General features: G+C 65.5%; 8 protein-coding genes. 7 read left to right on the top strand and 1 reads right to left on the bottom strand.

Annotation, left to right across the window (positions count from 1 at the left end):
* Positions 1–162: 162 nt before the first annotated feature.
* Entirely contained in the window at positions 163–1,767 is a 1,605-nt protein-coding gene (locus ACFVTD_RS06100; RefSeq protein WP_387559605.1) for a PucR family transcriptional regulator ligand-binding domain-containing protein, read from the top strand.
* A gap of 7 nt (positions 1,768–1,774) precedes the next feature.
* Here the strand turns inward: ACFVTD_RS06100 and ACFVTD_RS06095 are convergent, their stop codons facing one another.
* Positions 1,775–2,632 carry a nitrilase-related carbon-nitrogen hydrolase gene (locus ACFVTD_RS06095; RefSeq protein WP_387559602.1) on the bottom strand — a complete coding sequence of 286 codons (858 nt, stop codon included), beginning with the start codon at positions 2,630–2,632 and terminating at the stop codon, positions 1,775–1,777.
* A gap of 227 nt (positions 2,633–2,859) precedes the next feature.
* Between ACFVTD_RS06095 and ACFVTD_RS06090 the strand changes: the two genes are divergently transcribed.
* The 6 genes from ACFVTD_RS06090 to ACFVTD_RS06065 all read left to right on the top strand — a co-directional run bounded on the left by ACFVTD_RS06090 (position 2,860) and on the right by ACFVTD_RS06065 (position 10,566).
* Positions 2,860–4,050 carry an ROK family transcriptional regulator gene (locus ACFVTD_RS06090; RefSeq protein ID WP_387559599.1) on the top strand — a complete coding sequence of 397 codons (1,191 nt, stop codon included), beginning with the start codon at positions 2,860–2,862 and terminating at the stop codon, positions 4,048–4,050.
* 131 nt (positions 4,051–4,181) lie between these two features.
* Positions 4,182–5,741 carry a multiple monosaccharide ABC transporter ATP-binding protein gene (gene mmsA, locus ACFVTD_RS06085; RefSeq protein ID WP_387559597.1) on the top strand — a complete coding sequence of 520 codons (1,560 nt, stop codon included), beginning with the start codon at positions 4,182–4,184 and terminating at the stop codon, positions 5,739–5,741.
* Between the two features lie 44 nt (positions 5,742–5,785).
* Positions 5,786–7,069, top strand: a complete 1,284-nt coding sequence (gene mmsB, locus ACFVTD_RS06080) for a multiple monosaccharide ABC transporter permease (RefSeq protein WP_387559594.1) — start codon at positions 5,786–5,788, stop codon at positions 7,067–7,069.
* A gap of 48 nt (positions 7,070–7,117) precedes the next feature.
* Entirely contained in the window at positions 7,118–8,212 is a 1,095-nt protein-coding gene (locus ACFVTD_RS06075; RefSeq protein WP_387559591.1) for a substrate-binding domain-containing protein, read from the top strand.
* Between the two features lie 198 nt (positions 8,213–8,410).
* Complete coding sequence (locus ACFVTD_RS06070; RefSeq protein WP_387559588.1) at positions 8,411–9,856, top strand: ABC transporter permease; 1,446 nt, start codon at positions 8,411–8,413, stop codon at positions 9,854–9,856.
* 2 nt (positions 9,857–9,858) lie between these two features.
* On the top strand, positions 9,859–10,566 hold the full coding sequence (locus ACFVTD_RS06065) for an ABC transporter ATP-binding protein (RefSeq protein ID WP_387559585.1): 708 nt from the start codon (positions 9,859–9,861) through the stop codon (positions 10,564–10,566).
* Positions 10,567–10,613: the final 47 nt, after the last annotated feature.

The raw sequence follows: 10,613 nt of genomic DNA, 5'->3' as shown, positions 1-10,613 counted from the left end.
TTGACGTCCCTTCAGAGTAGTTGTTGGTTTCCCCTCACCAACACTGGCATGTGAGCCAACTCTCAACCTGGTGCAAAATGACTTATAGTGATCCACCGTGAGACTTTATGCACAAACACGGCGGATCCCGCAATCCGGCACTTACGGCTCCCGGACGCAACCATGACGACTGGGCCGGCCGAGTCCGGACCGCTGAGTTTTGTCACCCTCCAGCAGTTCCTTGACCAGCTGCCGCCGCTGCTGAAAACGCTCCATGACGGCGGCAGCGGTGGCCGGCTCCTGCGGTGGGTTGAACCCAGCGAACTGGAAGACCCCACGCCCTATTTGCCCGAGGGCGAGTTCCTGCTCACCGCCGGGCTTCCCTTCCTGGGCGACGGCGGCACGCCGGCCAGGGTGGATGCGTATGTCCGGCGCCTGGTGGAGGCCAAAGTGGCGGCCCTGGGGTTCGGGATCAGGCCCTACTTCGATGCCGTTCCGGACGTGGTGCTGGACGCGTGCCGGCAGCATAACCTCACGTTGTTCGAGGTGCCGGAATCCCTGCCCTTTGCCGCGATCGGCCTCCAGTTCTCCCAACTCCTGGAAACCGACAATGCCCGGGTTTTCCGGCAACTTGCAGAGACCAACCGGCAACTCATGCGTGCAGTCCTCTCTCCCCGGCCTGAGCATGAACTCCTGGCCGCGCTGGTCCAGCGCGTCCCCGTGTGGGCGGTCATGGTGGGCGCGGACGGGCGGGTCCGGGCCCGGGGCACCAGCGCCGGCGGCAGCACCGCCGTCGACCTTTCCCTCCTGGAACCCATGCTCGACCGGCTGCTGTCCGGCCGGGGGCCAAGGGTGGAGATGGACAGCTTCGACCAGCCGCGGTCGGCGCTGGTGGTTGGCCATCCCCTGCGCAGCACCAAGGACGCCAACCTCGGCGCCCTGGTTCTCGGCGCCGACGCTCCGCTGACGCCTGCGCAGAACAACGTGGTCCAGTCCGCCGTCGGGCTGCTTGAACTGCTGGTGCGGCAACGCACCAGCGGATCGCTGGCCCCAAGCCAGCTGGCTACCGCCGTCCTCCTGCATCCCGAAAGCCTTACCGCAGGCAGCACCCGGCACCTCAACGGCCTCAAGGACCTGATGGCACAGAGCCTTTCCTCCACCCGGTCCGCGCCCATGCGCGTCGTGCAGGGCATCAATGTGGAGGCGCCCCAGTGGCCCGCGGGCGACAGCCCGGTCCGGGAGCTGCTGCAATGGCGCCGGATGCTCGACACCAAGCTCGTGGAGGTCACGGACTATGGGTTCGCCGCCGTGACCCGGCTCAGGGTGGACGATGCCTTGCTCGCAGATGTGGAGAAGCTGGGGTGGCGCCTGGTGGTCGGCGAACCGACCGAGCTCACCGGCTTGTCAGCCGCTTACCAGCGCGCCTCCTCCCTCCGCAGCCAGGTCCAGCGAAGTGGCCGGAGTATCCGGGCTGATGAGGTGTCCTGGTCCGTTACCGGGTTGCTGGGCAGGGAGGCCGGAACACTGCTGGCCGAACGCCTCCTCCAGCCGGTCCTGGCACTGGAACCGGACCGGCGCCTCCCGCTGCTGGCCGTCCTCCGCGGCTGGCTCAGCGAGAACGGGAGCTGGGACGCCTCCGCCAAACTGCTCGGCCTGCACCGGAACAGTGTGCGCCGGCAGATCGGTGTCCTAGGCGAACTTTTGCAGATGGACCTAAACCAGGCCCAGGTGCGCGCAGAGCTGTGGATCGCGCTGCAATACACGGACGGCGTGGCAGGGGCCGACTGACCGCAGCCTAGGGCCGGCCGTCCCCGGGCAGGCCCCGCTCCTGCGGCAGGTCCGCCTCCCACTCCCGGTACACCCGTGGCCGGCGTTCCCGCAAGTACGGCACCACCTCCCGCGCGGCGCGGACCGCCTCCGCATCCACCTCGGCAAACAACAGCGCCTGGCCGTCCCCCGCCTCGGCGAGCAGCGCACCGTCAGGTCCTGCCACCACGCTTCCGCCACCGAAAACGTAGGCGTCCTCGGTTCCGCAGTGGTTCGCATAGGCCACGTTGAGCTGGCTTTCCAGCGCCCGGGCACGGATGAGCACCTGCGGTACCGCCTCGAAGCCGGTTGACAGTGCGGTGGGCACCAGGAGCAGCTCGGCGCCCCGGGCCGCGGCCGCCCGCGCAGCCTCGGGGAACTCGATGTCATAGCAAATCAGCAGGGAGGTGCGGATGCCGTGGAAATCCACCACGGCGGGAGGTTCCGAGGCTGCGACGAATGCCCTGCGTTCCTCGTCGCCGAAGAGATGCACCTTGGCGTAGGTGAGGATCTCCCTGCCTCCGGCATCCACCAAGGCGGCTGATATATGCCATCCGGTGCCACCGGCGGACTCCGTCTCACTGCTTGCCGGGGCCGGAAGGCTGTACACAAGCGCGATCCCATGGCTGCGGGCAATTCCTGCCAGCCGTTCACGGATCGCGGGGATCGCGGCCGGATCCAGTTCGCCGCGCAGCCGCAGCGGCGCGTAGCCCACGGGAAAGAGCTCCGGCGTGAGCAGGAGGTGGGCGCCGGCCTGCGCGGCCTGGCGGGCGGCCTGGTCCACGGTCCGGAGATTGGCTTCGATGTCCAGGACCACTGCGTTGGCCTGCAGGACGGACAGCAGCATCGTTACCACCTTCGTTGTGCCGGTCCACGCGGAGGTGGAGGACCGGGATTGGTTCCGTCCTCCAGCCTAGCCAGCCGCAAACGGTGGTTGACGGGTCGTTTGGACCTGCAAGGCGCCCCGGCGGGTCGGAATGCACGCCAACCAGCTGCACCGCCTACCACCGCACCCCGCCACTCATTGCGTTAACTTCTTGACTACAAGAGCTGACGTAGGGCAATCTTCTTAGCATGTCCGCAACCACGCGCTCAACGAGGAGCAAACCCAAAAACCCCGGATCGCAGTCCGCCCTGCGGCAGCTGAACCAGCAGCGGATCATCGAGACCTTGATGGGCGGGCCGGCCACCCAGGCGGAACTGGCACGGCAGACGGGATTGTCCACCGCAACGGTCTCCAACATCGTCAAAATCATGCTGGACTCGGGCCTGGCGTCGACCGAACCCATCACCAGTTCCGGGCGGCGCGCATTGAATGTGCGGCTGAACAGCAACGGTGCCGTGGCGGTGGGGATCGACTTCGGCCGCCGGCACCTGCGGGTGGTCCTGGCCTCGCTCAGCTACCACGTGATCGCCGAGGAATCGGTCATGCTCCCACTGGGCCACCAGGCGGATGACGGCATCCAGGCCGCGGTGTCACTGCTGGAGAAGCTGCTGCGTGAAAGCGGCGTCGAACGCACTTCCGTGGTGGGGGCCGGCGTCGGCATTCCGGGCCCCATAGACCGCCGGACGGGGACGGTGGCGCAGGGCGCCATCCTGCCGGAATGGGTGGGCATCAACATCCTGCAGCATCTTGAGGAAACCTTGAGAATCCCTGTGTTTGTTGACAACGACGCCAATCTGGGCGCCTGGTCCGAGGTGACCTGGGGACAACACTCGGGGGTCAGCAACCTGCTGTTCCTGAAGATCGGATCGGGCATCGGTGCCGGCCTCATCCTCAACGGCGCCCCCTACTACGGGAATGTGGGAATCACCGGCGAAATCGGCCACGCCACCATCCATGAGCAGGGGCTGGTGTGCCGCTGCGGCAACCGCGGCTGCCTGGAAACCATCGCCTCCACCACCACCATGATCGAGCTCCTCAGCCGAGGTGAGGACCGGCCCCTGACGCCTGCGGACATTGTCCGCAAGGCACTGAACCGGGACTCGGCAACGCTTCGCGTCGTGGACGATGCGGGGCTGGCGGTAGGACGCGCCCTGGGGAATGTGGCCAACCTGATCAACCCCGAGGTCATCGTGGTAGGAGGCCCACTGGCAGGCTTGGGGGACATCCTGCTGGACCCCATCCGGCGCGGCCTAATCCGTCATGCGGTACCGGTCATTGGCGAGACCACCACCCTCACCATGTCCTCGCTCGGCGACAGGGCGGAGGCCCTCGGAGCCGCCGCCCTGGTGTTCCAGCATGCCGGGATTCGCAAGTCCTAGACCATTTCGTTATCCAGCAATTGCGTTAAAGACTTGACGACAACAGCTGTGATCCAGTTTACTTTTGGTTCAGACGGCCCTGCGCTTTGCCGGCCGGACAAAGAAGTCATTGCATTGGAGGGTTAGGGCTCATGACGTCCCAGACCACGCAAACGGATCCGATCATCCTCGAGATGCGGTCCATTACCAAGGAATTCCCCGGCGTTAAAGCATTGTCGAACGTGAGCCTCCGGGTGAAGGCAGGCGAGATCCACGCCATCTGCGGCGAAAACGGGGCGGGCAAGTCCACCCTCATGAAGGTCCTGTCCGGCGTGTACCCGTACGGCAGCTACGACGGCGACATCGTCTACCAGGGGCAAATCCAGCAGTTCCGGGACATCCGGGCCAGCGAGCACGCCGGCATCGTGATCATCCACCAGGAACTGGCGCTGATCCCCGAACTGTCCATCATGGAGAACATCTTCCTGGGGAACGAGCCCACCAAGCGCGGTATCATCGACTGGGGCGAGGCCCGCCTCCGGTCGCTGGACCTCCTGGCCCGCGTCGGCCTGCGCGACGATCCCGACACCCCCATCAAGGAAATCGGCGTCGGCAAGCAGCAGCTGGTGGAAATCGCCAAGGCACTGAACAAGTCCGTGAAGATCCTCATCCTGGACGAGCCCACCGCGGCCCTGAACGAATCGGACTCCCAGCACCTGCTGGACCTGATGCTGGGCCTGAAGGCCAAGGGCATCACGTCGATCATCATCTCCCACAAGCTCAACGAGATTGAGCAGATCGCCGATTCCATCACCATCATCCGCGACGGCAAATCCATCGAGACACTGGACGTCAAGAAGGACGGCGTGGACGAGGACCGCATCATCAAGGGCATGGTGGGCCGCACCCTGGAATCCAGATTCCCGGACCACACCCCCAAGATCGGCGAGGTGTTCTTCGAGGTCAAGAACTGGACCGTGGGCCACCCCACAGTGCAGGACCGGCTGATCTGCAAGAACTCCAGCTTCTACGTCCGGCGCGGGGAAATCGTCGGGTTTGCCGGGCTTATGGGCGCCGGCCGCACTGAACTGGCCCGTTCCGTCTTCGGCCGCTCCTACGGCCGCTTCATCGACGGCCACATTTACAAGGACGGCAAGGAAGTGGTCCTGAAGAACGTCCGCCAGGCCATCGACGCCGGGCTGGGCTACGTCACCGAGGACCGGAAGACCCTGGGCCTGAACCTCCTCGACGACATCAAGACCACCACTGTGGCAGCGGCCCTGAAGAAGATCAGCCACAACTCGGTGGTTGATCCCAACCAGGAGTTCACCGTGGCTGAGCAGTACCGCAAGTCGCTGCGCACCAAGACGCCCTCCGTGGAGGAAGGCGTAGCCAAGCTGTCCGGCGGCAACCAGCAGAAGGTGGTCCTGGCCAAGTGGATGTTCACCGACCCGGACCTGCTGATCCTGGATGAGCCCACCCGCGGCATCGATGTCGGGGCCAAGTACGAGATTTACGGGATCATCCAGCAGCTGGCCAACCAGGGCAAGGGAGTCATCGTCATCTCCTCCGAACTGCCTGAGCTGCTGGGCCTGTCCGACCGTATCTACACCATCTTCGAAGGCGCCGTCACCGGTGTCCTTAGCAAAGACGAGGCCAGCCAGGAAAACCTGATGAAGCTGATGACCTCCGCCACCCGAAAAGCCGCCTGACCCTCTGGCCCCTCCAGAACCTTCCGGACACAAGGACTGACACCATGAACGCCCTCAAAAAGCTGTTTGGCGGCAACACCCGCCAATTCGGCATGATCTTCGCCCTCGTGGCCCTGATCATCTTCTTCCAGTTCGCCACCGAAGGCCGGACGCTGACGCCCGGCAACGTCATCAACCTCTTCAACGGCAACTCCTACATCCTGATCCTCGCCATCGGCATGGTGCTGGTGATCATCGCAGGCCACATCGACCTCTCGGTCGGCTCCGTTGCCGCGTTCGTCGGCGTCACGGTGGCCCTGGCCATCCGCGACTGGGGTATCCCGTGGTGGGCCGGCGTCCTGCTGGGCCTCGTGCTGGGTGCGATCATCGGCGCCTGGCAAGGCTGGTGGACCGCGTATGTGGGCATCCCCGCCTTCATCGTGACCCTCGCCGGCATGCTCCTCTTCCGCGGCTTCAACCAGTTCGTGGGCAAGTCCAACACCATCCCCGTCCCCAGCGACTTCCAGTACATCGGCTCCGGCTACCTGCCCGAGGTGGGCCCGGACACCGGCTACAACAACCTCACGCTCCTGATGGGTGTCGCCGTCGCGGTCTTCGTCGTGGTGGGCGAACTCCGCTCCCGCGCCCGGGCCAAGGCACTCGGCGCCGAGGTCCCCGAAATGTGGGTCACCGTACTGAAGCTGGTACTCATCTGCGCCGCCATCCTCTACGCCACGTACCTCTTCGCCACCGGCCGCCCGGGTACGTCGTTCCCCATCCCCGGCCTGATCCTGGCCGTGCTGGTCCTGATCTACGGCTTCATCTCCTCCCGCACCATCCTGGGCCGCCACGTCTACGCCGTCGGTGGCAACCGGCACGCGGCCGAACTCTCCGGCGTCCAGTCCAAGAAGGTCAACTTCCTGGTCATGATGAACATGTCCATCCTGGCCGGCCTGGCCGGCATGATCTTCGTGGGCCGCTCCACCGCCTCAGGCCCGTTCGACGGCGTGGGCTGGGAGCTGGACGCCATCGCCGCAGTCTTCATTGGCGGCGCGGCAGTGACCGGCGGTGTGGGCACCGTGGTCGGCTCCATCATCGGTGGCCTGGTCATGGCAGTACTCAACAACGGCCTGCAGCTGCTCGGTGTTGGCGCCGACCTTACCCAGATCATCAAGGGCCTGGTGCTCCTGATCGCCGTCGCCTTCGACGTCTACAACAAGTCCCAGGGCAAACGCTCCATCATCGGCATGCTGACCCGGAACATGAACCGGCCCTCCGGCGGCCCCAGCAGCCCCATCCAGCCCGACGAAACCACCTCCACCAAGGAAGCGATCGCCAGGGAAGCCTGAGTTTGCAGCCTGAATACCGTTCCATCACACAAAGAAAGAGAACCAACAATGCGAATGTTTGGTAAAGCAGGAAAGGCCGCAGCGGTAGCTGCCATCGCAGCACTGGCGCTGACGGGCTGCGGCCGCTCGGAGCCGTCCGGCGGGTCCAGCAGCGGTGCCGCGGGATTCGACCAGAACTCCTCCATCGGCGTCGCCCTCCCCCAGAAGACCAGTGAAAACTGGGTCCTGGCGGAGAAGCTGTTCAATGACGGCCTCAACGGTGCCGGGTTCAAGGCTGACGTCCAGTTCGCCAACGGCGGCGTGTCGGAGCAGCAGAACCAGATCAGCGCAATGGTCACCAAGGGTGCCAAGGTCATCATCGTGGGCGCCATCGACGGCTCCCAGCTGGGTACCCAGCTCAAGCAGGCCAAGGACGCCGGCGCCACGGTCATCGCCTACGACCGCCTCCTGCTGAACACGGACAACGTGGACTACTACGTGGCCTATGACAACTTCAAGGTCGGCGTGCTCCAGGGCCAGGCCCTGCTGGACGGCATGAAGGCGAAGAAGCCCGCTGGTCCGTACAACATCGAACTGTTCGCCGGTTCCCCCGACGACGCCAACGCCAAGGTGTTCTTCAACGGTGCCATGAGCGTCCTGAAGCCCAAGATCGACGACGGCACCCTGAAGGTCGTCTCCGGACAGAACAGCTTCGAACAGGCCGTGACCCAGGGCTGGAAGGCTGAAAACGCCCAGCGCCGCATGGACACCCTGCTCAGCGGCAGCTACACCAGCGCCAACGTGGACGGCGTCCTGTCCCCGAACGACACCCTGGCCCGCGCGATCCTGACCTCGGTCAAGGCTGCCGGCAAGCCGATCCCGGTTGTCACCGGCCAGGACTCCGAAGTTGAGTCGGTCAAGTCGATCATCGCAGGTGAGCAGTACTCCACCATCAACAAGGACACCCGCAAGCTGGTTGAGCACGCCATCACCATGGTCAAGGACCTGCAGGCAGGCAAGAAGCCTGAAGTCAACGACGACAAGTCCTACAACAACGGCAACAAGGTGGTTCCCGCCTACCTGCTGGAGCCGGTCATCGTGACCTCGGCCAACGTCAAGACGGCCTACACGGACGATCCCGTACTCGGCCCGATCACCAAGTAATACCGATAGCACAGCCGGCACCCGCCGGCGGGCGGAAAGCCCGGTCCTTCAAAAGGACCGGGCTTTCCTGCGTCCTGCCCCAGGAGCAACACCCTTCACAGGCCAGACACAGGTGTGGCCGTATTCCCGCACAGGATGCCCGGCGAGGGTTGATGCGAAGCCGGCCCCCCGCGCCGGCACCTGAGTCATAGGAGTAACGTGAGCGTCCTTGCCCGAAGCGTAGGCAATGCCTTCAGAAACAAGGTCCGCACCGCAGCAGTCGTAGCGGTGCTGGCCGTCGCCATTGGCCTGGCCTTGGCCATGCTGGTGGCGAACCAGGCGGTCGGAGCGAAGGTGCAGGAGCTCAATGCCTCCGTCGGCACCGTCCTGACCGTCAACCCCGCCGGCGGGCAAGGCTTCGAAGGCGGCGGTGAACCCCTCACGGCCAGCCAGGCAGCCACTGCCGCCGGCCTGCCCAACGTCAGTGCCGTCGTCGGGACCACCTCCCTGCGGTTGAGGAACGCGGCCACAGCAGCGGCACAGGCAGCCGCAGGCCAGGCCGGCCAGGCCGGCCCCGGCGGCCAAACCGGACAGGGCGGTCCCGGCGGCCAGGCTGCGGCCACCCTGACCACCAGCCTCACAGCCGCGGTGGACGCCGGCACCCTGGGCAACCGCAACCAGCAAGCCAACGGAACCGCAGGGTCCACCGGTACCACCCAGCAGCCGGTCCGTTCTCTCCCGATCACCGCCACGGGGATCGGGGCCGAAGTGGACACAACCGGCAAGGCCCTGAACATTACCCAGGGCACCGGGCTGGGCGACTACTCGGCAGCCTCCACCGGGGCGCTGCTGGGAACCACCCTGGCGGAGAAGAACAGCCTCTCGGTCGGCTCCACCTTCACCATCAATGACCAGGCCTACACCGTGACCGGACTGTTTGACGCCGGAACAGCCTTTGGCAATAACGCTGTTTACCTCACCCTCCCTACGGCCCAAGCACTGGCCGGGACGCCCGGTGAGCTGTCCAGCATGATCGTCACGGTCAATTCCATGGACAACGTGGCCACCGCGAAGACTGCCCTGCAGGCCGCCCTGGGCACCGACAAGGCGGACGTCACCCAGGGACAGAACCTGCAGACCGCCGTCAGCTCCCTTGACAGCGTCAAGAACATCTCCTTCATCGCCTTCATCGCTGCCCTGGGCACAGCCGGGCTGATCATCCTGCTCATCATGGTGATGCTGGTCCGCGAGCGCCGCCGCGAAATTGGTGTCCTCAAGGCCATCGGCGCACCCAACCGCACCATCGGCCTGCAGTTCGTCCTCGAAGCACTGGTCCTCGCGGCCCTGGGCAGCGCAGTAGGGGCAGCGATCGCATCCTTCGCCAGCGGCGGGATCGCCTCGGCCCTGATCAGCAGCAACACCACCACGGCCACCGCCGGCCGCAACATCTCGGCCGGCGCGGCAGGTGGAGGAGGTTTCCGCGGTGGACAGGGTGGCCCCTTCGGCGGCGCTTCCCAACTGCTGGGCTCCGTCACCGCGAGCGCGTCCCCGGGGGTGATCGCAGGCGGCATCGCAGCCGTGTTCGGCGTGGCCATTATCGGCGCCCTGGTCCCCGCGCTACTCACCGCGCGCATCCGTCCCATCGAAGTCCTGCGAGGAGAATAGCCATGATTGAAGTCAAGAACCTTGTCCGCACCTTCAACTCCGGTGACCGCGCCATCAAGCCGGTCAACGATGTCAGCTTCGTCCTGGAGCAGGGCACCCTAGCCTCGATCGTGGGCAAGAGCGGCAGCGGCAAAAGCACCCTGTTGTCCCTCCTGGGTGCGCTGGACAAACCCACCAGCGGGGACGTCGTCGTCAACGGCGTCAGCCTGGCGGGAATGCCGGACGGCAAGCTGACCGAGTACCGGCGCCGGGACATCGGATTCGTGTTCCAGCAATTCAACCTGATCCCCAACCTGTCCGCCGTGGACAATGTCATGCTGCCGATGGAATTCGCCGGCATGCGGAAGTCGGCCAGGCTGGAGCGGGCCAAGGGACTGCTGGAACAGGTGCAGCTTGATCCGTCCAAGCACGACCGGCGGATCAACAGGCTCTCGGGCGGCGAGCAGCAGCGCGTGGCCATTGCCCGCGCCCTGGCCAACGAGCCGAAGCTGATCCTGGCCGACGAGCCCACCGGCAACCTTGATGAGCAGACCGGTGACCACATCATCGAGCTCCTCAGCTCACTCAGCCGCGACCACAACACCACCATTTTGGTGGTCACCCACGACAGGGTCCTGGCAAACAAGACCGACCGCCGGTTCCGGCTGCAGCAGGGCAAGCTGACGGAAGAGCCGGTCCGGGGACGGACCGCCGTCGCCGCGAGCGCCTGACCTCCGGAAGAGGGCCAGGGGCAGGGGCTTGCGCTCCACCCCCGGCC

The sequence above is a fragment of the Pseudarthrobacter sp. NPDC058119 genome, assembly GCF_042884655.1.
Classification (GTDB): Bacteria; Actinomycetota; Actinomycetes; order Actinomycetales; family Micrococcaceae; genus Arthrobacter.
Note: the sequence above shows the minus strand (reverse complement) of the source record. Positions and strands in the feature narration are given on the sequence as shown.